The 26,328-nt window shown below is 53.5% G+C and carries 21 protein-coding genes and 1 other annotated feature; of the genes, 13 read left to right on the forward strand and 8 right to left on the reverse strand.

What is annotated here, in order from left to right; translation table 11 throughout:
- Positions 1-14: 14 nt before the first annotated feature.
- A complete protein-coding gene (gene acrA, locus NNO04_RS02305) occupies positions 15-1,208 on the reverse strand; it encodes a multidrug efflux RND transporter periplasmic adaptor subunit AcrA (RefSeq protein ID WP_271443298.1) in 1,194 nt (397 codons plus the stop codon).
- 139 nt (positions 1,209-1,347) lie between these two features.
- Between acrA and acrR the strand changes: the two genes are divergently transcribed.
- Together acrR and mscK are read left to right on the forward strand one after the other, a co-directional pair.
- On the forward strand, positions 1,348-2,001 hold the full coding sequence (gene acrR, locus NNO04_RS02310) for a multidrug efflux transporter transcriptional repressor AcrR (protein WP_271443299.1): 654 nt from the start codon (positions 1,348-1,350) through the stop codon (positions 1,999-2,001).
- 120 nt (positions 2,002-2,121) lie between these two features.
- Positions 2,122-5,484: a mechanosensitive channel MscK gene (mscK, locus tag NNO04_RS02315; protein ID WP_271443300.1), complete on the forward strand. Its 3,363-nt coding sequence runs from the start codon at positions 2,122-2,124 to the stop codon at positions 5,482-5,484.
- 15 nt (positions 5,485-5,499) lie between these two features.
- Here mscK and rsmS read toward each other — a convergent pair whose 3' ends face one another.
- The gene (rsmS, locus tag NNO04_RS02320; RefSeq protein WP_162378916.1) at positions 5,500-5,670 is read right to left on the reverse strand and encodes a pleiotropic regulatory protein RsmS; all 171 of its coding nucleotides are present in this window, start codon (positions 5,668-5,670) and stop codon (positions 5,500-5,502) included.
- Between the two features lie 14 nt (positions 5,671-5,684).
- On the reverse strand, positions 5,685-6,212 hold the full coding sequence (priC, locus tag NNO04_RS02325; RefSeq protein ID WP_271443301.1) for a primosomal replication protein N'': 528 nt from the start codon (positions 6,210-6,212) through the stop codon (positions 5,685-5,687).
- A 69-nt stretch (positions 6,213-6,281) separates the two neighbouring features.
- Between priC and NNO04_RS02330 the strand changes: the two genes are divergently transcribed.
- From NNO04_RS02330 to htpG, 6 genes are all read left to right on the forward strand, one after another.
- Positions 6,282-6,659: a DUF454 family protein gene (locus tag NNO04_RS02330; protein WP_203358638.1), complete on the forward strand. Its 378-nt coding sequence runs from the start codon at positions 6,282-6,284 to the stop codon at positions 6,657-6,659.
- A 152-nt stretch (positions 6,660-6,811) separates the two neighbouring features.
- Positions 6,812-7,363: an adenine phosphoribosyltransferase gene (gene apt, locus NNO04_RS02335; RefSeq protein WP_162378913.1), complete on the forward strand. Its 552-nt coding sequence runs from the start codon at positions 6,812-6,814 to the stop codon at positions 7,361-7,363.
- Positions 7,364-7,477: 114 nt separating this feature from the next.
- Positions 7,478-9,406: a DNA polymerase III subunit gamma/tau gene (gene dnaX / locus NNO04_RS02340; protein ID WP_271443302.1), complete on the forward strand. Its 1,929-nt coding sequence runs from the start codon at positions 7,478-7,480 to the stop codon at positions 9,404-9,406.
- Positions 8,739-8,803, forward strand: a sequence feature (DnaX frameshifting element). Its footprint overlaps the gene before it by 65 nt.
- A gap of 53 nt (positions 9,407-9,459) precedes the next feature.
- Complete coding sequence (locus tag NNO04_RS02345; protein ID WP_003021764.1) at positions 9,460-9,789, forward strand: YbaB/EbfC family nucleoid-associated protein; 330 nt, start codon at positions 9,460-9,462, stop codon at positions 9,787-9,789.
- Positions 9,789-10,394, forward strand: coding sequence for a recombination mediator RecR (recR, locus tag NNO04_RS02350; RefSeq protein WP_271443303.1), 606 nt, complete (start codon positions 9,789-9,791; stop codon positions 10,392-10,394). The genes NNO04_RS02345 and recR overlap by 1 nt, the downstream gene beginning before the upstream one ends.
- Before the next feature lie 111 nt (positions 10,395-10,505).
- Positions 10,506-12,380, forward strand: a complete 1,875-nt coding sequence (gene htpG, locus NNO04_RS02355) for a molecular chaperone HtpG (protein ID WP_271443304.1) — start codon at positions 10,506-10,508, stop codon at positions 12,378-12,380.
- A 60-nt stretch (positions 12,381-12,440) separates the two neighbouring features.
- On the opposite strand, the gene NNO04_RS02360 is transcribed toward htpG, so the two are convergent.
- Both NNO04_RS02360 and NNO04_RS02365 read right to left on the reverse strand, forming a co-directional pair.
- On the reverse strand, positions 12,441-13,136 hold the full coding sequence (locus tag NNO04_RS02360) for a GntR family transcriptional regulator (protein ID WP_271443305.1): 696 nt from the start codon (positions 13,134-13,136) through the stop codon (positions 12,441-12,443).
- Positions 13,137-13,166: 30 nt separating this feature from the next.
- Positions 13,167-15,080 carry a PTS fructose transporter subunit IIABC gene (locus NNO04_RS02365; protein WP_271443306.1) on the reverse strand — a complete coding sequence of 638 codons (1,914 nt, stop codon included), beginning with the start codon at positions 15,078-15,080 and terminating at the stop codon, positions 13,167-13,169.
- A gap of 241 nt (positions 15,081-15,321) precedes the next feature.
- Between NNO04_RS02365 and NNO04_RS02370 the strand changes: the two genes are divergently transcribed.
- From NNO04_RS02370 to hemH, 4 genes are all read left to right on the forward strand, one after another.
- Positions 15,322-17,613, forward strand: a complete 2,292-nt coding sequence (locus tag NNO04_RS02370; protein WP_271443307.1) for a pyruvate formate lyase family protein — start codon at positions 15,322-15,324, stop codon at positions 17,611-17,613.
- Between the two features lie 8 nt (positions 17,614-17,621).
- Positions 17,622-18,527, forward strand: coding sequence for a glycyl-radical enzyme activating protein (locus NNO04_RS02375; protein ID WP_271443308.1), 906 nt, complete (start codon positions 17,622-17,624; stop codon positions 18,525-18,527).
- 291 nt (positions 18,528-18,818) lie between these two features.
- On the forward strand, positions 18,819-19,463 hold the full coding sequence (gene adk, locus NNO04_RS02380; protein ID WP_271443309.1) for an adenylate kinase: 645 nt from the start codon (positions 18,819-18,821) through the stop codon (positions 19,461-19,463).
- A 179-nt stretch (positions 19,464-19,642) separates the two neighbouring features.
- Positions 19,643-20,605 (forward strand): ferrochelatase, encoded by a 963-nt coding sequence (hemH, locus tag NNO04_RS02385; protein ID WP_271443310.1) that lies wholly within the window; start codon positions 19,643-19,645, stop codon positions 20,603-20,605.
- Here hemH and aes read toward each other — a convergent pair.
- Complete coding sequence (aes, locus tag NNO04_RS02390) at positions 20,596-21,570, reverse strand: acetyl esterase (protein WP_271443311.1); 975 nt, start codon at positions 21,568-21,570, stop codon at positions 20,596-20,598. The genes hemH and aes overlap by 10 nt on opposite strands.
- A 153-nt stretch (positions 21,571-21,723) precedes the next feature.
- On the opposite strand from aes, the gene NNO04_RS02395 reads away from it, so the two are divergent.
- The gene (locus NNO04_RS02395; RefSeq protein WP_271443312.1) at positions 21,724-23,028 is read left to right on the forward strand and encodes an inosine/guanosine kinase; all 1,305 of its coding nucleotides are present in this window, start codon (positions 21,724-21,726) and stop codon (positions 23,026-23,028) included.
- Between the two features lie 88 nt (positions 23,029-23,116).
- On the opposite strand, the gene ybaL is transcribed toward NNO04_RS02395, so the two are convergent.
- Complete coding sequence (gene ybaL, locus NNO04_RS02400) at positions 23,117-24,793, reverse strand: YbaL family putative K(+) efflux transporter (RefSeq protein WP_271443313.1); 1,677 nt, start codon at positions 24,791-24,793, stop codon at positions 23,117-23,119.
- A 235-nt stretch (positions 24,794-25,028) separates the two neighbouring features.
- The gene (locus tag NNO04_RS02405; RefSeq protein ID WP_271443314.1) at positions 25,029-26,249 is read right to left on the reverse strand and encodes an MFS transporter; all 1,221 of its coding nucleotides are present in this window, start codon (positions 26,247-26,249) and stop codon (positions 25,029-25,031) included.
- Positions 26,250-26,328 lie beyond the last annotated feature (79 nt).

Genomic DNA, 26,328 nt, shown 5'->3' on the forward strand with positions numbered 1-26,328 from the left:
GGCTCCTGTTTAAGTTAAGACTTAGACTGTTCAGGCTGGCTTCCGCTCGCGGCTTGCTGTTCGTTATCAGCAGTCACTTCTTGTGCTTTTACCTGCGCGCCAGGACGCACTTTTTGCAGCCCACTGACAATCACGCGGTCGCCTGACTTAAGACCTTCTGTCACCAACCACTTATCGCCGATCGCCTGAGTAGCGACGATTTGACGTGTTTCCACTTTGTCATCCGCACCAACAACCAATGCACTGGCTTCACCACGCGGGGTACGAGTAACGCCCTGCTGCGGAACCAGAATTGCGCTTGGATTCGTCCCTTCTTCCAGACGAGCGCGAACAAACATGCCTGGCAGCAAGGTGTGATCCGGGTTCGGGAAGATGGCGCGTAATGTAATTGACCCTGTGGTTTGGTCTACGGTCACGTCAGAGAACTCCAGCGTACCGGACTGCGGGAATTTAATGCCGTCGTTGGTGACCAGATCGACTTTGGCTTTCCCGTTCTCCTGCTTCAGCGTGCCATTCGCCAACTCTTGCTTCAGACGCAGGAAGTCATTGCTTGATTGCGTTACATCAACATAAATAGGATCGAGTTGTTGAACGGTGGCCAATGCGGTGGCTTGACCATTTTGTACCAATGCACCTTCTGTGACAGACGATTTACCAATACGACCGCTGATCGGCGAAGTCACTTTGGTGTAGGCCAGATTGATACGAGCGGATTCGACGGCGGCTTTTGCAGCTACGACAGCGGCATTCGCCTGTTGTGCATCAGCCAGCGCAGTATCGTAATCCTGTTGACTGATGTACTTGGTGCCCAACAGTTTCTGGTAACGCTTAACGGTCAGCTGTGCGATGTTCGCCGCCGCCTGCGCTTTGGCTAAATCACCTTTTGCACTTTCGTAAGCTGCCTGGTAAGTCGCAGGATCAATCTGATAGAGAGACACTCCTGCTTCGACGTCACCGCCTTCCGTGAAATTACGCTTCAGGATAATACCGCTTACCTGAGGGCGAACTTCCGCAATACGGAAAGCGCTGGTGCGACCCGGGAGTTCAGTCGTTATCTGCAGAGGTTCAGTTTTGAGCGTCACAACTCCAACTTCTGGCTTCTGCTGGCCCCCTTTTTGGGCCTCTTTGTCGTCACATCCTGTTAGCGCTAAGCTGCTTGAGAGCATCAGAACGACCGCCAGAGGCGTTAACCCTCTGTTTTTGTTCATATGTAAACCTCGAGTGTCCGATTTCAAATTGATCAATGGTCTAGCCCATAAACCCATTACTGCGTTTATATTATCGTCGTGCTATGGTACATACATTCACAAATGTATGTAAATCTAACGCCTGTAAATTCACCAACATATGGCACGAAAAACCAAACAACAAGCGCTGGTAACACGACAACACATACTGGATGTAGCTCTGCGTTTGTTCTCGCAACAAGGTGTATCATCCACCTCGCTCGTGGAGATTGCAAAAGCTGCTGGCGTCACACGCGGTGCAATCTATTGGCATTTCAAAAACAAGTCGGATTTATTAAGCGAAATCTGGGAACTATCAGAATCCAATATTGGTGAGCTTGAGATTGAGTATCAGGCAAAATTCCCCGGCGATCCACTATCAGTATTAAGAGAAATTCTAGTCTATCTTCTTGAAGCCACTGTGACAGAAGAGCGCCGACGGTTGCTGATGGAGATTATATTCCATAAATGCGAGTTCGTTGGGGAGATGGTTGTTGTTCAGCAGACCCAGCGAAGCATTTGTCTGGAAAGTTATGATCGCATTGAACAAACGCTAATGCATTGTATCAATTCTAAAATGTTGCCCGAAAATCTTAATACCCGCCGGGCGGCGATATTAATGCGCAGTTATATCTCAGGCATAATGGAAAACTGGTTATTCGCTCCGCAGTCCTTTGACCTTAAAAAGGAGGCGCGTGATTATGTCGCTATTCTGTTGGAGATGTATCAATTCTGTCCAACGCTTCGGATACCGTTATCTGGCGAAACTCCCTGAGACCATTCCCAGGATTTTTCCTGGACGCTTTCCATCCTGCTATTTTGTCTGCCAGAGCCGTGATATTCTGGCGCCCAGGCTATTTTCGGTCGTTTTTTCGGTTCAGAAACCTTCATTCTCATGACTATGTTGCAGCTAAATAAACGTTTACAGCATCTTGTTTTTATTGCTATTTTTTTCTTCATCCTGTTACTGGCCTGCCAGTCATCTGCCTTTGCGCGCGCGCAATCGAACGGTGACCTGCCGACGAAAGCCGATGTGCAAAGCCAGTTAGATGCACTGAGCAAACAAAAAGACCTCACTGCGCAGGATAAGCTGGTGCAGCAGGATCTTCTTGAGACACTGGAGACGCTCGATAAAATTGAGCGGGTGAAAGATGAGACCGTTCAGTTGCGTCAGAAAGTGGCGCAGGCTCCGGAAAAAATGCGCCAGGCGTCCGATGCGCTCAATGCGTTGAGCGACGTCGACAATGATGATGAAACGCGAAAAATATTGAGCACGCTCTCATTGCGTCAGCTTGAATTGCGTGTTGCGCAATTGCTGGATGAATTGCAAAGCGCGCAAAACGATCTGGCGGCCTATACCAGCCAACTCGTCTCCCTCCAGACGCAGCCAGAGCGCGTGCAAAACGCCATGTACACCGCTTCGCAGCAACTGCAACAAATTCGTAATCGGCTGGATGGCACTAATGTGGGTGAAGCGGCGTTGCGCCCAAGCCAGCAAGTGTTGCTCCAGGCGCAGCAGGCATTGCTCAATGCGCAGATTGATCAACAGCGCAAGAGTCTGGAAGGCAATACGGTGTTGCAGGATACCCTGCAAAAGCAGCGCGATTATGTGACGGCAAACAGCAACCGACTGGAACACCAGCTTCAGCTTTTACAGGAAGCCGTAAACAGTAAACGCCTTACGTTGACGGAGAAAACGGCGCAGGAAGCGGTCAACCCGGATGAGACCGCGCGTATCCAGACGAACCCGCTGGTGAATCAGGAGCTGGAGATCAACCATCAACTGAGCCAGCGGCTGATTTCGGCCACGGAAAACGGCAACTCGCTGATGCAGCAAAATATTAAGGTCAAAAACTGGCTTGACCGCGCGCTGCAGTCGGAACGCAATATTAAGGAACAAATCGCGGTCCTCAAAGGCAGCCTGCTGTTGTCTCGTATCCTTTATCAGCAGCAGCAAACCCTGCCGTCAGCGGACGAATTGAAAGACATGACCAACCGCATTGCGGATTTACGTCTTGAGCAATTTGAAGTCAACCAACAGCGTGACGCGCTGTTTCAGAGCGATGCCTTTGTCGCCAAACTGGAAGAAGGGCACACCAAAGAGATTAATGAAGAGGTTCACGACGCGCTGCTACAGGTGGTCGAAATGCGTCGCGAACTGCTTGATCAGCTGAACAAACAGCTGGGCAATCAATTAATGATGGCCATTAACCTGCAGATCAACCAACAGCAGTTAATGAGCGTCTCCAAAAACCTGAAAGAGATCCTCACCCAGCAAATTTTCTGGGTTAACAGTAACCGCCCGATGGACTGGGACTGGATTAAAGCCTTCCCGCAGACGCTGAAAGATCAGTTTAAGTCGATGAAAATCACCGTAAACTGGGAAAAGGCCTGGCCTGCGGTGTTTATTGCTTTTCTGGCGGGATTACCGTTATTGCTGATCGCCGGACTGATACGCTGGCGACTGAAATGGCTCAAAGCCTACCAGCAGAAATTAGCTGCCGCGGTGGGATCGTTACGTAATGACAGCCAGCTCAACACGCCAAAAGCGATTTTCATTGATTTGATTCGCGCCTTACCGGTGTGTCTGGTCATCCTCGCTGCTGGCCTGATCCTGCTCACCATGCAGCTTAACATCAGCGATCTCCTGTGGGCGTTCAGTAAAAAAATGGCGCTTTTCTGGCTGGTGTTTGGTTTGTGCTGGAAAGTGCTGGAGAAAGAGGGCGTCGCAGTACGTCACTTTGGTATGCCAGCGCAACTGACCAGCCACTGGCGCCGCCAGATAGTGCGTATCAGCCTCGCGCTACTGCCTCTGAACTTTTGGTCGGTGGTGGCGGAACTCTCACCTCTACATCTGATGGACGATGTGCTGGGTCAGGTGGTGATTTTCCTGAACCTGCTATTGATTGCTTTCCTCGTGTGGCCGATGTGCCGTGAAAGCTGGCGCGACAAAGAGTCGCACGGTCTGCGACTGGTCACCATTACGGTGTTATCAATCGTTCCTGTTGCGCTGATGGTCTTAACGGCGACCGGTTATTTCTATACGACGCTGCGTCTGTCTGGCCGCTGGATTGAAACGGTCTATCTGGTGATTATCTGGAACCTGCTGTACCAGACGGTACTGCGTGGATTGAGCGTTGCCGCGCGCCGTATTGCTTGGCGTCGCGCACTGGCGCGTCGTCAGAATCTGGTCAAAGAAGGCGCAGAAGGTGCCGAGCCGCAGGAAGAGCCGACCATTGCGCTTGAACAGGTCAACCAGCAAACGCTGCGTATCACCATGTTGTTGATGATCGCACTGTTCGGCGTGCTGTTCTGGGCAATTTGGTCTGATTTGATCTCCGTGTTCAGCTATCTCGATAGCATTACGCTCTGGCATTACAACGGTACGGAAGCGGGCGCGGCGGTGGTGAAAAACGTCACCATGGGAAGTCTGCTGTTTGCCATTATCGCCTCAATGGTGGCTTGGGCGCTGATCCGCAACTTACCGGGATTACTGGAAGTATTGATCCTCTCGCGGCTAAAATTGCACCAGGGGGCGTCTTACACCATTACCACGATCCTCAATTACGCAATTATTGCCATTGGCGCAATGACGGTGTTTGGATCGCTCGGCGTATCGTGGGACAAACTGCAGTGGCTGGCAGCGGCCCTCTCCGTTGGTCTGGGTTTTGGTTTGCAGGAGATCTTCGGTAACTTTGTTTCGGGTCTGATTATTCTGTTCGAACGCCCGGTGCGCATTGGGGATACGGTCACGATTGGGACTTTCTCTGGCACGGTAAGCAAGATCCGCATTCGCGCCACCACCATTACCGACTTTGATCGTAAAGAAGTGATTATCCCGAACAAAGCGTTTGTGACCGAGCGCCTTATCAACTGGTCACTCTCGGATACCACGACGCGTCTGGTGATCCGCATTGGCGTGGCCTACGGTTCGGATCTGGACAAAGTGAAAAAAGTGCTGTTGCAGGCGGCGATGGAACACCCGAAAGTGATGCACGATCCGGAACCTGACGTCTTCTTCACCACTTTTGGCGCCAGCACGCTGGATCACGAGCTGCGCTTATATGTGCGTGAACTGCGCGATCGTAGCCATACGGTAGATGAACTGAACCGTGCGATTGATCGTCTGTGTCGTGAAAATAACATCGACATCGCCTTTAACCAGCTTGAAGTGCATCTGCGCAACGAGAAGGGAGATGAGGTGACAGAAGTGAAACGCGAGATCAAAGACAACGAACCTGCGCCAGCGATGGGCTAAACGCGTTTTTTGCTTTCAGCAGCTCCCTTCCTGGGAGGAGGCGAGCTGCTGAGTTTTCCTTTCATAGTCCCGCTTTATAATCTCCAGCGCTTTCAGCACCGTGTCGGGTGCGACGTTGTGCTCTTCTAATAACATAATCAAATCAACGGCCAGTTTGACCTCGTCAGGGGCGTTTTCAAGCGACATAGATTCTCCGGGTGTTAACGGGTTAAACGTGCCAGAACGTTTTCGATTTTTTCCAGTGCGTGGCGACAGCGCGCCAGACGTGCCTCATAGGCTTCCACTTCACGATGCAATCTCTGTTGATCATCCAGACGGGTAGCCCTGGCGAGCAGGGCTTTACGCTCTTGCGTCATTTCCAGCAAACGGCGCTCAAATTGCTGGTGCTGAACACGCTTGCGTTGCCAACGGGTGAGTGTCGGAGAGGCGCTGTCCCATACCCTGAGTGACCACGAGGCGGTTTCACGTGAAATCGCTTCCATCTGGGAGGCAAGATGTTCAGCAAGCCAGGCGATTTGGGGCAACTGCTGTTGATCAACAGCATGGCGCAGGGCGGTCAGGTTTTCTCCGGCTTCCTCCAGATAGTCCTGTAGCAATGTGCTGCGTGTATGAAAAAGATGACGGTCAAAGCGAGGGCTAAGCGTTGCATGCAATGCCTGCGGAGCGCAACGCTGACGCAGGTTAATGAGTTGCTCTTCCAGCTTCTGTAACAGCATGTCGGTTTTCAATTTAACACTCCGATGAAAATGATAACCGTTATGCTAAAGTAGCATTCAGGTGTTCCAGATACTCTTATTATGCAACGTATTATTTTAATCATTATTGGCTGGCTGGCGGTAGTGCTGGGAACATTGGGTGTTGTACTGCCGCTGTTGCCCACCACGCCTTTTATTTTGCTGGCGGCCTGGTGCTTCGCCCGTTCATCGCCGCGTTTTCACGACTGGTTACTTTATCGCTCGTGGTTTGGCGGATACCTTCGCTATTGGCAACAGCATCACGCAATGCCTCCTGGTGCCAAGCCACGGGCGATCATCCTTATATTGATAACCTTCGGTGTTTCTCTGTGGCTGGTCAATATGATGTGGGTCCGGATACTGTTACTGGCCATTCTAAGCTGTCTACTCATTTTTCTGTGGCGGATCCCGGTGATTGATGAAAAGCAACAAAAGCACTGAAGCACCATAATCTCTGTTGCAATTGTTGCCAACAGTCAGTAAATTCGACCGTTTTCGAGCACAGGCGCAGGCGGTCAAAGGTTATACAATCGTTACTTTTGACCCGATATGATTGCGCCGTGAGTAACACCGTTCTTAGCAGGCATATATCCATGACCGCGACTGCACAGCAGCTTGAGTTTCTTAAAAATAGCATCAAAAGCATTCACGACTACCCAAAACCGGGCATTCTTTTCCGTGATGTCACCAGCTTACTGGAAGACCCGAAAGCGTACGCGCTTAGCATTGAATTGCTGGTTGAGCGATACAAAGATGCGGGCATCACCAAAGTCGTCGGCACTGAAGCGCGCGGCTTCCTGTTTGGCGCGCCGGTAGCTCTGGGCCTGAACGTTGGCTTTGTTCCTGTGCGTAAACCGCGTAAATTGCCACGTGAAACGATCGCTGAGAGCTATGAACTGGAGTACGGCACCGACCAGCTGGAAATTCATGTCGATGCCATCAAACCGGGCGACAAAGTTCTGGTGGTTGATGATCTGCTGGCAACCGGTGGAACCATTGAAGCGACCGTAAAACTGATCCGCCGTCTGGGTGGTGAAGTGACGGATGCGGCCTTTATCATCAATCTGTTCGATCTCGGCGGCGAGCAACGCCTGGAAAAACAGGGACTGACGTGCTATAGCCTGGTGCCTTTCCCGGGACATTGATTCAGGCTATCTGCGTCTGATGCATTAGCAAGAGACACAACCTCGCTGTATCTGCGAGGTTGTGTTAGCATTACCCCTTCGTGAATCCACCTTCCAGCGTTTCAGAGCCTGCCAATGAGTTATCAGGTCTTAGCCCGAAAATGGCGCCCACAAACCTTTGCTGACGTCGTCGGCCAGGAACATGTGCTGACCGCACTGGCGAACGGCTTGTCGTTAGGGCGTATTCATCATGCTTATCTTTTTTCCGGCACCCGTGGCGTCGGGAAAACCTCTATCGCCCGTTTGCTGGCGAAAGGGCTGAATTGTGAAACCGGCATTACCGCCACCCCATGCGGCGTGTGTGATAACTGCCGTGAAATCGAGCAGGGGCGTTTTGTCGATCTGATTGAGATCGACGCCGCGTCGCGCACCAAAGTTGAAGACACCCGTGACCTGCTGGATAACGTTCAGTACGCGCCTGCGCGTGGTCGCTTCAAGGTCTACCTGATCGATGAAGTGCACATGCTGTCGCGTCACAGCTTCAACGCGCTGCTAAAAACCCTTGAAGAACCGCCAGCACATGTGAAGTTTCTGCTGGCGACGACCGATCCGCAGAAGCTGCCGGTGACGATCCTGTCGCGTTGTCTGCAATTTCATCTCAAAGCGCTGGATGTCGATCAAATTCGTCACCAGCTTGAGCATATCCTCAACGAAGAACACATCAGCCATGAACCGCGTGCACTGCAATTGTTGTCCCGCGCGGCGGACGGCAGTTTGCGCGATGCGCTGAGTCTGACGGATCAGGCGATCGCTAGCGGCGACGGTCTGGTCTCCAATCAGGCGGTGAGCGCGATGCTCGGTACCCTGGACGACGACCAGGCGCTTTCTCTTGTAGAAGCTGTGGTGGAAGCCAACGGCGAGCGTGTGATGTCGCTGGTAAACGAGGCGGCCGCGCGGGGGATTGAATGGGAAGCGCTGTTGGTTGAGATGTTGGGCCTGCTGCACCGCATTGCGATGGTACAGCTTTCACCAGCGGCGCTCGGTAGCGACATGGCGGCTATTGAACAGCGCATGCGTGAACTGGCGCGGGTCGTGCCGCCAACCGATATTCAGCTCTACTATCAGACGCTGTTGATCGGTCGTAAAGAGCTGCCTTATGCGCCGGACCGGCGGATGGGCGTTGAAATGACGCTGCTGCGTGCGCTGGCGTTCCACCCGCGTATGCCGCTCCCGGAGCCTGAGGTTTCGCAACCCGCTTTTGCGCCGGTCGCCCCGACAGCAATCGTGACCCCGACACCGATGTCACAACACGCTGCTCCTGTGCATCAGGCACCTGAGGCTCCGTTACCGGAATCCACCAGTCAGGTACTGGCGGCGCGTAATCAACTGCAGCGTGCTCAGGGAGCAACCAAAGCAAAAAAGAGTGAACCGGCAGCCGCTACCCGCGCGCGGCCGGTGAATAATGCTGCGCTGGAAAGACTGGCCTCCGTGTCCGAACGTGTTCAGGCGCGTCCGGCACCTTCTGCGCTGGAAAAGACGCCCGCGAAGAAAGAAGCCTATCGCTGGAAGGCAACCAATCCGGTTGCTGAAGTGAAAGAGGTTGTCGCCACGCCAAAAGCGCTGAAAAAAGCGCTGGAGCATGAAAAAACGCCGGAGCTGGCGGCCAAACTGGCGGCGGAAGCGATTGAGCGCGACCCGTGGGCGGCGCAGGTGAGCCAGCTTTCACTGCCAAAACTGGTGGAGCAGGTCGCGTTAAACGCGTGGAAAGAGGAAAACGGCAATACCGTGTGTTTACACCTGCGTTCCACGCAGCGGCACCTCAATTCCAGCGGCGCGCAGCAAAAGTTAGCCGAGGCGTTAAGCGCCTTAACGGGCTCGTCGGTTGAACTGACCATCGTTGAAGACGATAATCCGGCGGAGCGAACACCGCTCGAGTGGCGTCAGGCAATTTATGAAGAGAAACTCGCGCAGGCGCGTGAGTCGATTATTGCGGATAATAACATTCAGACGTTGCGCCGTTTCTTCGACGCAGACCTGGATGAAGAGAGTATCCGCCCCATTTGATCGTAAGCTGTGCTTATGGTCGTCATCCCTTAACGTGATTGAGAGAGAAGCCTATGTTTGGTAAAGGCGGTCTGGGTAACCTGATGAAACAGGCCCAGCAGATGCAAGAAAAAATGCAGCAGATGCAGGAAGAAGTTGCGAAACTGGAAGTGACCGGCGAATCTGGCGCTGGCCTTGTGAAAGTGACCATTAACGGCGCGCATAACTGCCGTCGCGTGGAGATCGATCCAAGCCTGCTGGAAGACGACAAAGAGATGCTGGAAGATTTGGTTGCAGCGGCGTTCAACGATGCTGCTCGTCGCATCGAAGAGACCCAGAAAGAGAAAATGGCATCCGTCTCCTCCGGCATGCAATTGCCGCCAGGCTTTAAGATGCCGTTCTGATGCAAACCAGCCCGCTGTTAACACAGCTGATGGAAGCGCTGCGTTGCCTGCCGGGCGTTGGCCCCAAGTCAGCGCAGCGTATGGCGTTCACGTTACTGCAACGCGATCGCAGCGGCGGGATGCGTCTGGCGCAGGCGCTGACGAAGGCGATGTCGGAGATCGGTCACTGCGCCGATTGCCGCACCTTCACCGAGCAGGACGTGTGTAACATCTGTTCGAATCCGCGTCGTCAGGAGAACGGTCAAATTTGTGTCGTAGAGAGTCCTGCGGACATCTACGCCATTGAGCAAACCGGGCAGTTTTCCGGGCGTTACTTCGTACTCATGGGGCACCTGTCGCCGCTGGACGGTATTGGACCGGATGATATTGGTCTTGACCGTCTGGAGCAGCGACTGGCTACCGAGCAACTCAGTGAAGTGATCCTCGCGACCAACCCAACGGTCGAAGGGGAAGCCACCGCGAACTATATTGCCGAGCTTTGCGCGCAATATGACGTTGAAGCCAGCCGTATCGCTCATGGCGTGCCGGTCGGCGGTGAACTGGAGATGGTCGATGGCACCACGCTGTCGCACTCTCTTGCCGGGCGTCATAAGATTCGTTTTTAACCAAACGGGGGCGGTTTTCGCCGCTTCCGCTTGAAATCCATTCCGTTCGTCCCCATTTCCCCCTCAACCTGTTTTTTACCATTAAAAATGGCATTGTTGAGGTAGATCTACATGAAAGGACAAGAAACCCGTGGTTTTCAGTCAGAAGTAAAACAGCTTCTGCATCTGATGATCCATTCTCTGTATTCCAATAAAGAAATCTTCCTGCGTGAGCTTATCTCTAACGCCTCGGATGCGGCAGACAAGCTGCGTTTTCGCGCGCTGTCTAACCCGGACCTGTATGAAGGCGACGGCGAGCTGCGTGTGCGTGTCTCCTTTGATAAAGAAAAGCGTACCTTGACCATTGCCGATAACGGCGTGGGGATGAACCGTGACGATGTTATCGATCATCTGGGGACCATCGCGAAGTCCGGCACCAAATCTTTCCTCGAATCTATGGGCTCCGATCAGGCGAAAGACAGCCAGCTTATCGGTCAGTTCGGGGTCGGTTTCTATTCCGCGTTTATCGTTGCCGATAAAGTGACCGTACGCACCCGCGCGGCGGGTGACAAGCCGGAAAATGGCGTGTTCTGGGAATCGGCTGGTGAAGGCGAATACACCGTTGCCGATATTACTAAAGAGGATCGCGGAACGGAAATCACCCTGCACCTGCGTGAAGGTGAAGACGAGTTCCTCGATGACTGGCGCGTACGTTCCATCATCAGCAAATATTCCGACCATATCGCACTGCCGGTAGAGATTGAAAAACAGGAAGAGAAAGACGGTGAAACCGTGGTTTCCTGGGAAAAAATCAACAAGGCGCAGGCGTTGTGGACGCGTAACAAGTCTGAAATCAAAGACGACGAATACAACGAATTCTATAAGCACATTGCTCACGATTTCACTGACCCGCTGACCTGGAGCCACAACCGCGTGGAAGGGAAGCAGGAGTACACCAGCCTGCTGTACATCCCGTCGCAGGCGCCGTGGGATATGTGGAACCGCGATCACAAGCACGGTCTGAAACTGTACGTTCAGCGCGTGTTTATTATGGATGACGCAGAGCAATTCATGCCGAACTACCTGCGCTTTGTCCGTGGCCTGATCGACTCCAACGATCTGCCGCTGAACGTTTCCCGTGAAATTCTGCAGGACAGCACAGTGACCCGCAATCTGCGCAGTGCGCTGACCAAACGCGTATTGCAGATGCTGGAAAAACTGGCGAAAGACGACGCGGAAAAATATCAGACATTCTGGAAGCAGTTCGGTCTGGTGCTGAAAGAAGGCCCGGCGGAAGATCACGCTAACCAGGAAGCGATTGCCAAACTGATGCGTTTCGCCTCTACGCACACCGACTCTTCTGCGCAGACCGTTTCTCTGGAAGAGTACATCTCCCGGATGAAAGAAGGGCAGGAGAAGATCTACTACATCACCGCCGACAGCTATGCGGCGGCGAAGAGCAGCCCGCATCTGGAACTGCTGCGTAAGAAAGGCATCGAAGTGCTGCTGCTTTCTGACCGCATCGATGAGTGGATGATGAACTACCTGACCGAGTTCGACGGCAAGCCGTTCCAGTCTGTTGCCAAAGCGGACGAGTCAATCGATAAGCTGGCAGATGAAGTGGACGAAAGCGCGAAAGAAGCTGAAAAAGCGCTGACCCCGTTCGTTGAGCGCGTGAAAACCCTGCTGGGCGAGCGCGTGAAAGAAGTGCGTCTGACGCACCGTCTGACGGATACGCCAGCCATCGTGACGACCGATGCGGACGAAATGAGCACCCAGATGGCGAAACTGTTTGCCGCTGCGGGCCAGGCAGTACCCGAGGTGAAATACATCTTTGAACTCAACCCGGATCACGTGCTGGTGAAACGCACGGCAGATACCCAGGATGAAGCGCAGTTCAAAGAGTGGGTCGAATTGTTGCTGGATCAGGCGCTGTTCGCTGAGCGCGGCACGCTGGAAGATCCTAACCAGTTCATCCGTCGTATGAACCAACTGCTGGTGTCGTAATTTTTACCCGCCACTGAGCATCACAATGAGAAGGGCAACGCAGGTTGCCCTTTTTTCGTTTTAGCGCATCGACACCGTCGTAACGCTATTTGTCGCCAGCGTTTCCTGGGTGTATTGCGCCAGTTGACCGCTTTGCAAATAGACCTTGTGGGTGATGCAGAGACTCACTTGTCCTTCCGGTAGCCGTAAAAGCCAGCCCTCATCCGCATTGAGTATTTTTCCCGACCATATTTTGACGTCGTGACTGATGGCGTAACCACAGGTTTGTTCAATGTAGTGGAGTACTGACTGGCGGCAGTTTTCCTGCGTAAACTCCGGAAATAGCGCCTGCGGCATCCAGGTTTCTTCAATGATGGCGGGCTGTTGGTTGATGATTCGCATTCGGCGATAGTGAATCAATGGGGTCTCTGGCGGTAAGTCGAACAGCGCCGCTACCTCAGTAAAGGTAGACTGAATATCATAACTGAGCACCACGTTATCCAGCGTTTGATCGCGGTGAATACGTTCCGACAGCGTAATGACATTGTTGTCCTGGTAAAACTCAGGTGGATTAACGAAGATCCCTGAACCTTGTCGGGTATGGACGAACGATTCCCTTTTCAGGCGCGCAACGGCTTTCTGAATGGTAGGGCGGCTGACGCCATAGCGCTCAGCAAGGGCATGTTCACCTTCTACCGGTTCACCGGCAGCGTATTCACCTTTAAGGATTTTCTCTCTTAACAACAGATAGATATCAAGATACTTCATGGCGTCCATTGTGGCGCGTCTTACGACGCGCCCTATATTTTAGGCTTGTGGTTGAGCTAAAAACTGCTGCTTTTTCGTCATTCTAAGTCGTTTGAGCGCAATAGCAATGACGGCAGTGGTGATAATACCGCAGCCCATCGCAACGAGCGCCATTAACGGCTGATCAAAACCACCCAGCAATACAATAATCGGACCGCCATGCGCGACATTGCAGTGCAGGCCGAAAACAAAGCCGAGGATGCATGCCACCGCAGAGCCAATCATGTTCGCCGGGATCACAGACAGCGGATCGCGGGCGGCAAAGGGAATCGCGCCTTCCGAAATACCGACCAGCCCCATCGCTGCCGCAGCTTTGCCGTTTTCGAACTCTTCATCGTCAAACAAATTGAAACGCTTGCCGATAAAGGCCGCCAACGCCATGCCCAGCGGAGCCACCGGGATAGCTGCCGCCTGCGCGCCCATAAACTGCGTTTGCCCCTGAGCGATAAGACCCACGCTGAACATGAAGACCACTTTGCCAAAGGGACCGCCCATGTCAAAGCCCTGCATCAGTCCCATCACCAGGCCAATCAGAATAATATTGCCCGTGGAAAGGTTGGTCAGCATATGGTTAAGGAAAGCCATCAGATCGGCTACCGGCGCACCGATGACAAAGATAAATAACGCGGCAATGAACGCGGTGCCCGCGATGGGGGCAATCATGATCGGCACCAGCGGTAGTAACATTTTGTGCCATGAAAGTTGGGTCAACCAGCGGATGAAATAGCCCACCAGCAGCCCGGCAATGATCGCGCCGATAAATCCGCATCCTGCGCTGGCGCCGTAAAACGAACCGGTATTGGCGATCCAACCGCCGATAAGACCAGGCGCTAGCGCAGGCCGTTCACCAATCGCGTAAGCAATATACCCGGCAAGGACTGGGATCATCAGGGTGAACCCGACGACGCCGACATTCAGCACCTGGTTCCATAAACTGCCTTCCGGGATCGCCAGTCCTGACGGCGTCGGCACGCCGCCCAGCGCCAGCGCCAGCGCGATCATTAATCCGCCGGTCACGACAAACGGGATCATGTACGAAACACCGTTCATCAGCGATTTGTATAACTGGCTGCGTACCGTGGTCGTCGACGCCTGCGTTTTGACCGTACCTTTCGCCTGATAAGGTTGTGCCGCCAGCGCCTGATGAATTAATCCCTGCGCATCTTTAATGGCGGCTTTGACGCCCGTGATGACCACTTTCTTACCGTTAAAGCGGTCCAGATCGACCTGCTTATCGCAGGCGACAATAATGGCGTCAGCCCGGGCGATATCGTCCGCTGTCGGCGCATTTTTTACGCCAATAGAGCCGTTGGTTTCGACAATGGCCTCATAGCCCATCTCAGCGGCCGCTTTTTCCAGCATCTCAGCGGCCAGATAGGTGTGTGCAATTCCCACCGGACAACCCGTCACGCCGATGATCAGCCCGCGTGAGGCAGCGGTGGTTGTCGTCCCGGAGCACGCTTCATTGTGCTGGCAGAAATAATCCATAACCGCCTGAACATCCTGACAGGCGAGGATCTGGCTGACGCTGTCATCTTCCACCAGGCGGGAAGAGATCTGCGCCAGAACCTCAATGTGGGCTTCACTGGCCTGCTCCGCCGAGGCGATCATCAGGATCAGGTGGGTTGGCTGCCCATCTTCAGCGCCATAATCAATGCCCTGACGGCTGATGCCGATGGCGACGGCAGGTGATACAACACAACTGCTACGGGCGTGCGGAAGCGCGACGCCGCCTTCAAATCCGGTATTTCCCGTCTCTTCTCTGGCCCAGACCTCCTGGAGGAATTCCCCGGTGTGGCGAATTTTATTCTCGCGGAATAACAGGTCTGCGAGTTCAGTCAGCGCAGCCTCTTTTTGGCTTGATTTGAGATCCAGACAAATCAACGCCGGTTGAATAAGGTCGTTTATCTTCACAGTAGACTCTCACGATTATTTGTATTTACAACTTTCGCAGAGGCTAAAAGTTTACCCTGTAAGGGATCTTGATATTGATCATGAGTTATGGTGCGTTCCATACCGTTTGTGTGGATTTGCTGGTGATTTCACACATTCTGCCTGGCGATGATTTGCTCATTTCAGAATTTTTGATTTAGGTCAAAGACGGATATTTGTAATTACAAGTTAATGGAAGGACGATTTTTATGGAGGCAGGACAGTGAGCAAACAACCGATTATCGCCGAACAAGTCGACGTGAATAAAAAGATCCCATGTGAAAAAAGCCCGGAAGAGCAACTCGCGATCATGGAAGCCTACACCAGGGCATTTCAGTCAACGCCGGAGCGCTTTGCGCGTGAAGTTCGCTGCCTGCAGGAACTCTACCCCACGCTGTTCCGCCGTCCCTTGGCCGACGATCTTATTCTGGGGCGTGTCGACGCGTTGCCGATTGGCTTTGGCTGCGTCACCTCTGTGGGCGGCGTTGGACACTACTGCAATTTTGCAAAGTTAAGCCAGTTACGTGAAACGCTGGAAACAGAGGCTCAGCGGGAAAGGGTTGATGCGCTTGAGCATTTCTGGCGCGAGCATGACACCCGTACGGTCTATTTCCGCCAGGCGCTGACCGACGACACGCTGGGCAAGTTTGTCGATGTTAACTTCCCGGCGATTGCCACTGCGCGTTTAAGCGGGATGTATCTGGATTATCCGCAACTGATGGAGCTGGGGATTGGCGGACTGCTTCAGCGCATTGACCAACAGCAGAAGCTGGCCGAGAGCGTGAAGGATGAGACGGCGGTTCAGTTGTATCACGCTTTTCGCGATGTGCTGGGCATTTTGCAGCAGGTGATTGACCGACACATTCAGTTGGCCGCAGACGAAATGGTCAATTGCACGGATACCGATCGCTGTCAGCACCTGGTGTTGTTAATGAGTGAACTGGCTGCCATCCGCAATGATAAACCGGCCACCTTTATTCAGGGGATTGAATTGAGCTGGCTGTATAGCCTGTGCGCAGGTGTGGTGAACTATGGGCGCATGGATGACTATCTTGGCGATCTGCTGGTGGCGGATCTGCAGGCCGGACGACTCACTGAACGGCAAGCCATTGACTGTATTCGTTCCCATTATCGTCTGATTGAAGCGCGTAAAACTACGGTGAATGGCCGTGTTGTTGTCGGCGGGAAAGGGCGACGTAACCCGAAAAATGCCGATGTTTATTGCCGCCTGGCGATTCAGGCTGTCGAGGAAAATGGCGATACGGAACCGCAATTTACGTTGCGTATTTATGAGGGGATGGATACCGCTATCTGGCAACAGGCGTTGGCGGTGATTGGTACGGGGTTAACCTATCCCATTCTGTATAACGATGATGTGAACATTCCGGCGGTGATGAACGCCATGCAGGTCGCGGAAGCGGAAGCTGAGCAGTATGTCCCCTTTGGCTGCGGCGAGTTCGTGCTGGCCGGAAGGAGCGTCGGCACGCCGAACACCTGCATGAACTTACTCAAAATACTCAATATTTCGCTCAGCGGCGGCATTGATTTTTGGGATGGTAAAGAGAAAAGCGGTGGTGTGGCATTAATTCAGCCAGAACAGATAACCTGCTTTGATGATGTGCTCAGTAACTACCAACGGTTACTGGATTACTACATTGACACCACGGCGCGCGCCCAGGCGTTGTCTTATCAGGTGATGAATGAGCAGATCGGCTTTTTATTCACCTCGCTGCTGACGGCAGACTGCGTGGCGCGCGGCAAAGCCCTTCTGGATGGCGGCGCGCGTTACCTGGGCGGGACTAACGAAACCTACGGCAATACCAATGCGGCGGATTCCCTGACCGCGATTAAACAGGTCATTTTTACCGAGCAACGCTACAGCTACATGACGCTGATTGAGGCGCTGAAAGCGGATTTCGAAGGGTATGACGATCTGAAGCGTTCGCTGATTGCCGCGACGAAGTTCGGCAATGACGACGATGCAGCCGATTGTCTTGCGGTGATGCAGCATCAGTATGTCTGCAACGGCGTGCGTGATGCGGCGAAGCGGGTTGGGCTGGACAGCTATCTGGTGGTGATTATCAACAACCAGGTGAATACCGAATGGGGACGTGCGACCAGCGCCTCCGCAGACGGGCGACACAAAGGCATTTATATGAGCAATGCCAACAACCCACAAAGCGGCGCGGATAAAAATGGCCCGACGGCGATGCTTAACTCGTTGTTGAAACTGGATGCTAAATATCACGCCGGTTCGGTACAAAACATCAAATTCAGCAAAGGGCTATTCAACACCCGTCGTCCGCTGGTTGAGGCGTTAATGCACTCTTATTTTGAGCGTGGCGGGCCGCAGCTCATGGTTAGCGTGGTTGGAAAGGGCGAACTGGAGGCGGCGTACCAGCACCCGGAAAAATACCCCAATCTGATTGTGCGGGTCGGCGGATTCAGCGCGCGTTTTGTGAATCTGGACAGAGACGTTCAGCAGGAAATCCTCAACCGTACGCTGAATGACTGAGGTGCGTGATGAGCGAGACGGGCACGATTTTTGATATTCAGAAATTTTCTCTCCACGATGGGCCAGGGATCCGTACCACGGTATTTCTGAAGGGGTGCCAGATGCGCTGCGTCTGGTGCCACAACCCAGAGTCTTTGAGAGCGGAAAAGCAACTGGCGTTTATGGAGCATAAGTGCCTGCAATGTCAGCGATGTGCTGAGGTTTGCCCGCACGGTTGCCACCAATTCGCACAAGGGCGGCATGAGATTGATTATGCTGCCTGTCAGGCGTGCGGACGCTGCGTTGAGGCGTGCCCGGCGCAAGCGCTTAAAATCTACGGCCAGACCAGAGATGTTGACGGTATTATCGCCGAGGTCATCAAGGACAAGCCCTACTTCGAGAAAACAGGGGGCGGGATAACGTTATCCGGAGGGGAGGCGATGTTCCAGTTCCCCTTTGCGTTAGCGCTTGCAAAAGCGGCGAAAGCCGCAGGGTTGCATGTCTGTATCGAAACAAACGGCGCATCACGCCCTGAGCGGTATCGCGAGATTGCCCCCTGGGTGGATCTTTTTCTGCTCGATTATAAGGTGACCGATGTGCGTGCGCATAAATCGCACACCGGTATTGCCAAACGCGTGGTGGAGACCACGCTGGAGACGCTCAATGAGATTGGCGCAAAGGTTGTCCTGCGCTGCCCGCTCATTCCGGGGTATAACTTCAATGACGAGCATCTTGCTGCGATCCGCGCTATCACTGACCGTTACGACGCGATCCTGCATAGCGAAATATTGCCATACCATAATTTAGGGATGGCGAAACATCGTGAGTTGGGACAGATCCCGGTATGCACGATTACCGTACCGGACGATGCGAGCGTGGCGAAAGCGCTGGATGTTCTGAATCAGGAGGGAGGAAAAGCGGTGCGCCGGGGGTAGGGGCAGATTCCGCAAGCAGAATATTACTCGTCATACTTCAAGCTGCATGTGCGTTGGCTACGTTTGCTCACCCCAGTCACTTACTTAGGTAAGCTCCTGGGGATTCGCGCACTTACCAACTTCCTGCAACTCGAATTATTTAGAGTATATAAAAGCGTGATTCAAAATATTTCACGATATCCTACTGTTAACCGTTTCAGCGGAAGGCGCCTTTCTTGAGCCAATTGCGTGATGGTGGTATCGTTTAGCGCTTTTTAAAAAATATCGACAACCTTTAAGGGGATTTTCGTAATGCGTATCATTCTGCTTGGCGCTCCGGGCGCGGGTAAAGGCACTCAGGCTCAGTTCATCATGGAGAAGTATGGTATTCCGCAAATCTCCACCGGTGATATGCTGCGTGCCGCAGTGAAGTCGGGTTCCGAGCTGGGCAAACAAGCAAAAGACATCATGGACGCCGGTAAACTGGTGACCGATGAGCTGGTAATTGCACTGGTGAAAGAACGCATCGCCCAGGAAGACTGCCGCAACGGTTTCCTGCTCGACGGTTTCCCTCGCACGATTCCGCAGGCTGACGCCATGAAAGACGCGGGTATCGTGGTCGATTATGTTCTCGAGTTTGACGTACCGGACGAGCTGATTGTTGATCGCATTGTGGGTCGTCGTGTTCACGCGGCATCTGGCCGTGTATACCACGTCAAATTCAATCCGCCAAAAGTGGAAGGTAAAGACGATGTGACCGGCGACGAGCTGACCACACGTAAAGACGACCAGGAAGAAACCGTACGTAAGCGTCTGGTTGAATACCATCAGATGACCGCGCCGCTGATCGGCTACTACCAGAAAGAAGCCGAAGCGGGTAACACCAAATACGCCAAAGTTGACGGTACTCAGGCTGTGGCTTCTGTGCGTGCCGATCTGGAAAAAATCCTCGGTTAAGTTTTACCGCATTCACTGCCGGATGGCGGTGTGAACACCTTATCCGGCCTACCGTCTTCGCGTAGGCCTGATAAGCGTAGCGCCATCAGGCATAATCTAATTACCTCTCGCAGCAATTAGTTCTTCTTCCTCACTTTTCCGCTACAATTCTCCGCAATATGAATGGAGAAGAGGCGGTAATGCGTCAGACGAAAACCGGTATTTTACTGGCTAACCTTGGTACTCCCGATGCCCCAACGCCTGAAGCGGTCAAACGCTATCTAAAGCAATTTTTAAGCGACAAGCGTGTGGTCGATACCTCCCGGCTATTATGGTGGCCGCTGCTGCGTGGCGTGATTTTGCCGCTGCGTGCGCCGCGCGTGGCGAAACTTTACCAGTCTGTCTGGCAGGAAGGCGGCTCTCCGTTGATGGTCTACAGCCGCAGGCAACAGCAGGCGCTGGCCGCAAGGTTGCCTGACATCCCTGTTGCGCTGGGGATGAGCTACGGTTCGCCTTCGCTGGAAAGCGCGGTGGACGAACTGTTGGCCAATAATGTGGATAACATCGTGGTCTTGCCGCTTTACCCGCAATACTCCTGCTCGACGGTTGCCGCAGTCTGGGATGAACTGGCGCGCATTCTGGCGGGGAAACGGCGTATTCCGGCGATCTCTTTTATTCGCGATTATGCCGACGATCGCGCGTACATTGATGCGCTGGCAAACAGCGCGCGCGCCGCCTTTGCACAGCATGGCGAACCGGATTTACTGCTGCTCTCTTATCACGGTATCCCCCAGCGTTACGCCGATGAAGGTGACGACTACCCCCAGCGTTGCCGAGATACCACCCGCGAGCTGGTTTCTGCGCTCGGCGTCGCGCCTGAAAAAGTGATGATGACCTTCCAGTCCCGCTTTGGCCGTGAACCGTGGTTAACACCGTACACTGACGAGACGCTGAAAATGCTGGCTGAAAAAGGCGTGGGGCATATTCAGGTCATGTGCCCGGGATTTTCGGCAGACTGTCTGGAGACGCTGGAAGAAATCGCGGTGCAGAATAAAGAGATCTTTCTCGAGGCGGGCGGTAAAAAATATGAATATATTCCGGCGCTTAATGATGCGCCAGAACATATCGAAATGATGGTGAAACTGACGGCGCCTTATCGCTGAGCGCCATCCAGTTGCTGCGTGAAGTAATGCGCGCCATCGCGCAGAGCGTCATCGGCGGTTTTCATCATCCGCGAGTAGTGCAGAAAGGCGTGGAGCGTGCCGGGGTACATTTTGTATTCGCAGGGCTGCTGATGCGCCTGTAACGTCTGGTGCAGCAGTCGGCTGTCATCAATTAAAGGATCAAACTCCGCGCCGGCAATAAAACAGGGCGGCACATCGCGCGTCAGATCGTTGTTAAACAGGCAGTAGTACGGCGATTCGCGATCGTTTTCGTCACGCAGATACGCCTGTTCATAGCTCTGTAGATCCTGACGGGTTAACCCATCCCAGTCGCCGCCAAACAAACGGCGGCTCACCGAATCCTGCAAGCCGTACAGCCCGTACCAGAGCAGAACCCCGACCACATGACCGCACGCAATTCGCCTGTCGCGCAACCACAGCGCACTGGCGAGCGACAGCATGGCGCCTGCGGAATCGCCGGCAAAACCGATGTTCCGCATGTTGAGCGAGAAGGTGTCCGCGTGTTGGTGGAAGAACTGACATACGGCGGCAGTTTCTTCAATTGCCTGCGGGTACCGGGCTTCTGGCGACAAGGTGTAATCGATGCCAATGACCGTACACTGGGTGTAATGTGCCAGTAGCCGCATAATCCGGTCGTGGGTGTCCAGATTGCCGAGAATAAATCCACCGCCGTGCAGGTAAAACAGGGTGGCTTTGCTCTCGGATTGGGGAAAGTAAAGGCGCGTGGCGATCGCACCAAACGGGGTCGGAACGGCGCACTCCCGGGTGGCCATTTCTGGCGCATCGGCGTTCCAGAACTGCCGTTCGCGGGTGTAGTGCTGGCGTTGAGCGTTGATATCGCCGTTCACGGGCCAGGGGGGTAGACCTTCTTGTTGAAAGTTTGCCACGGCTTTCATCTCAGCGGAGATGCTGTCGAGGACGGGGATTTTGTTTTCCGGTTTCATAAAACGCTCCTTGTGAAAGGCATCCATTGTAGAAACTGTCGCCTGACAAACTGCGATCCCGTCGTCCGATATTGAAACTCGGCCTCACGTCGCGCGAACAGGAAGGAATGTGCTACCATTCTTCGCTCCGTTATCCACCCCGTAAAAACGACCATGAAATTTCCCGGTAAACGCAAATCCAAACACTATTTCCCCGTTAATGCGCGCGATCCGCTGCTGCAGCAAATTCAACCCGAAAACGAGACCAGCGCGGCATGGGTCGTGGGTATCGATCAGACCCTGGTGGACATTGAAGCCAAAGTTGATGACGACTTTGTACAACGTTATGGATTGAGTGCCGGACATTCGCTGGTCATTGAAGATGATGTGGCGGAAGCGCTGTATCAGGAACTGGTGCGCGAGGATCTGATCACCCATCAATTTGCCGGCGGCACTATCGGCAATACCATGCACAACTACTCTGTGTTGGCCGATGATCGTTCCGTACTACTCGGCGTGATGTGCAGCAATATCGAAATTGGCGGCTATGCCTATCGCTATTTGTGTAATACCTCCAGCCGTACCGACCTGAACTATCTGCAGGGCGTTGATGGGCCGATTGGTCGTTGTTTTACGTTGATTGGCGAGTCCGGTGAACGCACGTTTGCGATAAGCCCCGGGCACATGAACCAACTGCATGCGGACAGTATTCCGGAGTCGGTGATTGCCGGAGCCTCTGCGCTGGTCCTGACCTCCTATCTGGTGCGTTGCAAACCGGGTGAGCCGATGCCGGAAGCCACCATGAAGGCGATTGAATACGCCAAAAAGCACAATGTCCCGGTGGTGCTGACCCTCGGGACGAAGTTCGTCATTGCCGACAATCCGCAGTGGTGGCAGGCGTTCCTGAAAGAGAATGTCTCTATCCTTGCGATGAACGAAGAAGAAGCGCAGGCGCTGACCGGGGAAACCGATCCGCTGCTGGCATCCGATAAAGCGTTGGATTGGGTTGATCTGGTGCTCTGCACCGCCGGTCCGATCGGTCTGTATATGGCCGGTTTTACTGAAGATTCTGTTAAACGCAAAACACAACATCCGCTGCTGCCGGGCGCGATTGCTGAGTTTAACCAGTACGAGTTTAGCCGTGCAATGCGCCACAAAGATTGCATCACCCCACTGCGTATTTATTCGCATATCGCGCCATACATGGGGGGGCCGGAAAAAATTATGAACACGAATGGGGCGGGCGACGGTGCGCTGGCGGCGCTGTTACACGATATCACCGCCAACAGTTATCACCGTGCCAGCGTGCCGAATTCCAGCAAACACCAATTCAACTGGCTGACCTATTCGTCATTAGCGCAGGTGTGTAAATATGCTAACCGCGTGAGTTATCAGGTGCTTAATCAGCACTCGCCACGTTTAACGCGCGGTCTGCCGGAGCGTGAAGATAGTCTCGAAGAGTCGTACTGGGATCGTTGATGTTGTTTGCCCGATGGCGCTTCGCTTATCGGGCAATCATGTAGGCCTGATAAGACGCATCTGCGTCGCCATCAGGCAAATAACAACGTTATCCCGTCACCACTTCACCAGCGGGAGGCGTTTCCAGCAGTTCCAGCATGGTACGCGCGATTTCACGCTCGCCCATGACTACCTGATTCGCTCCCCGTTCGGTAATGTATTCCACTTCATCGTCATAATGCGCGCGGGCGATAATTTCGATATCCGGGCATTTTTCACGCGCCGACGCGACAATCTCACCCGCTTCATACCCATTTGGAATGGTCAGAAGCAGCCAGCGGGCGCAGTCCAGATGCGCCAGATTCATGATCTCTTCATTAGCGGCGTTGCCTAACACGGCGCGGATCCCGCGTTCACGTAGCTCATCAACACGGGTACGCGAGGTTTCGATGACCACCAGCGGAATACCCGCCGCCATTAATTTCTCGCCCAGCAGGCTGCCAACGCGACCAAAGCCGACCAGCAGCGCGTGATTGCAAATATCCACCGGGATCTGCTTCTCTTCTTCGATGGCTTCTTCCAGGGTTTGTTCTTCGAGGGTTTCGGTTTTCGCGAGATATTTTTCCAGCACGGCAAACAGCACCGGATTGAGCATAATCGAGAGGATCGCCCCTGCCAGAACAAGATTCTGCCCGGCTTGCGGCAGCAGATTCAGCGCCATCCCCAGTCCCGCCAGAATAAACGCAAACTCACCAATTTGCGCAAGGCTGGTGGCAATGGTTAACGCGGTACGCTGCGAGTGGCCAAACAGGCGCACGAGGAAAAAGGCGGCGACGGATTTACCGAAAATAATAATGACCAGCGTCGCCAGAACGGCCAGCGGTTGTTGAATCAGAATCAGCGGATCAAACAACATACCGACGGAAACAAAGAACAGGACGGCAAACGCATCGCGCAGCGGCAGCGTGTCATGTGCCGCGCGGTGGCTCAGTTCTGACTCGTTCAGCACCATCCCGGCGAAGAAAGCCCCCAGCGCAAAGGAGACGTCAAACAGTTCGACCGCGCCAAAGGCGATCCCCAACGCCAGCGCCAGCACGGAAAGGGTAAACAGCTCTCTTGAGCCTGTCGCTGCGCTACGCGCCATAATCCACGGCACCAGGCGACGCCCGACCAGCATCATAATGGCGATAAACGCGACCACTTTACCGATGGTAATGCCCATGTCGATGGCCAGGGACGCAAAACCGACATTGTCCTTTTCCATCATGCCGGCAACGGCAGGCAGCAGAACCAGCGTCAGCACCATCACCAGATCTTCAACAATCAGCCAGCCAATGGCGATTTGCCCACGCTGGCTATCGATAAGCTGTCGTTCTTCAAGTGCTCGCAACAGTACCACGGTACTGGCGGTGGAAAGACATAACCCAAAGACGATGCCGGTCATTGGCGACCAGCCCAGCACTGCGGAAAGCGCCATACCCAGTAACGTCGCCACGGCTATCTGGGCGATCGCACCGGGAATGGCGATGGCCTTTACCGCCATCAAATCCTTCAGAGAGAAATGCAACCCGACGCCGAACATCAGCAGGATAACGCCAAGTTCCGCCAGTTCAGGCGCAAGTTTAGTATCAGCCACAAAACCAGGCGTAAAAGGACCGGCCAGAACGCCCGCTAACAGATATCCCACCAGAGGAGAAATACGCAGTTTATTGGCAAGCATGCCAAATATAAAAGCGAGCACAAGGCCGCCTACAATGGTGGTGATAAGCGGGGTGGCGTGATGCATTCCGTCTCCTTTCTGGGGTGTGTTGATCCATTTTTGGCCTGGAAACCAAAATTCCAGGTAATAGTTTATGACAATTTTGATGTTTATGTTTATGAATAATTATTGAAATTTGATGAAAAATGGAATTTAGACTGTAAAGCGCACGGATCGGAAAACGAAGAGAGTCTATGAGCAGCAAAGGCTTATGGTGACTGGAAGTGAGTGTGGCCAAAGTTTGCCTTTGGCCACAGGAAAATCAGGCTTTATGCCGGTTATCAGGCAAGAATATGGTCAGTATCCCCAGAAGAGGCAGGAAAGCGCAGATTTTGTAGACCAGGTCGATACTGGTATGGTCGGCAATCAGCCCTAACACGGCAGCGCCAAGGCCACCCATACCGAAGGCAAAACCGAAAAACAGACCGGAAACCATGCCGATACGACCCGGAAGCAGCTCCTGAGCATAGACCAGGATGGCAGAAAAGGCAGAGGCGAGGATAAAACCAATGATCACGGTTAAAACGCCCGTCCAGTAGAGGGTTGCATAGGGTAAAACGAGGGTAAAAGGCGCAACACCCAGAATAGAGCCCCAAATTACATATTTCCTGCCGATCTTGTCACCCAAAGGCCCGCCAATCAATGTTCCCGCGGCAACGGCGAACAGAAAGGCAAACAGATGTATTTGCGCGTTTTGTACCGATAATCCGAATTTTTGCATCAGATAAAAGGTGTAATAGCTGCTGATGCTCGCCATATAGAAGTATTTGGAGAATATCAGGATTAACAGGATGCAAACGGCGAGTACCACTTTGTTGCGTGGGAGCGGATTGGTTATCACCGCTTTAGGTTTTCCTTTACTCATCCGATGCTGCGCGGCATACCAGCGGCTTATCTGCGCCAGCACCACAATCGCCAGCAGTGCGGCCAACACAAACCAGGCCACATTCCCTTTGCCGTAGGGGGCGATGATCACCGCAGCGAGCAAAGGGCCAAGCGAGCTGCCAAAGTTACCGCCCACCTGGAAGATTGACTGCGCGAGGCCGTGGCGCCCGCCTGAAGCCATTCGCGCCACGCGGGAGGATTCCGGATGAAACACCGACGAACCGGTGCCGACCAGCGCCGCAGCTAACAGTACCGTGCCATAACTGCCGGCCATCGCCAGTAATACCAGACCGCTCAATGTGAAACACATCCCAATCGGCAGCGACCACGGCATGGGGTATTTATCCGTCCAGTAACCGACCACTGGCTGGAGCAGAGAAGACGCTAACTGATAGGTGAGGGTGATCATCCCTACCTGCATAAAAGTGAGCGAGAACTCGGATTGTAACAGTGGGTAAATCGCCAGGATCAGCGACTGAATCATATCGTTTAGCAAGTGGGAAAGGCTGATGGCGCCTAAAATGCGAAACGACGTACGTGCCTGAGCAACGGGCGCAGGCGCGCTCGCTAACGGCTGGGTTGGTTCACTCATTGCCATAGAACGTCACTTCTGTTGTTTTGTTTGCGATGTCGGAGATAGTCTGCGTTGTAATTATTACCTGACTAACATACCTGCG

This window comes from Citrobacter sp. Awk 4 (assembly GCF_028069725.1).
Lineage (GTDB): Bacteria > Pseudomonadota > Gammaproteobacteria > Enterobacterales > Enterobacteriaceae > Citrobacter_D.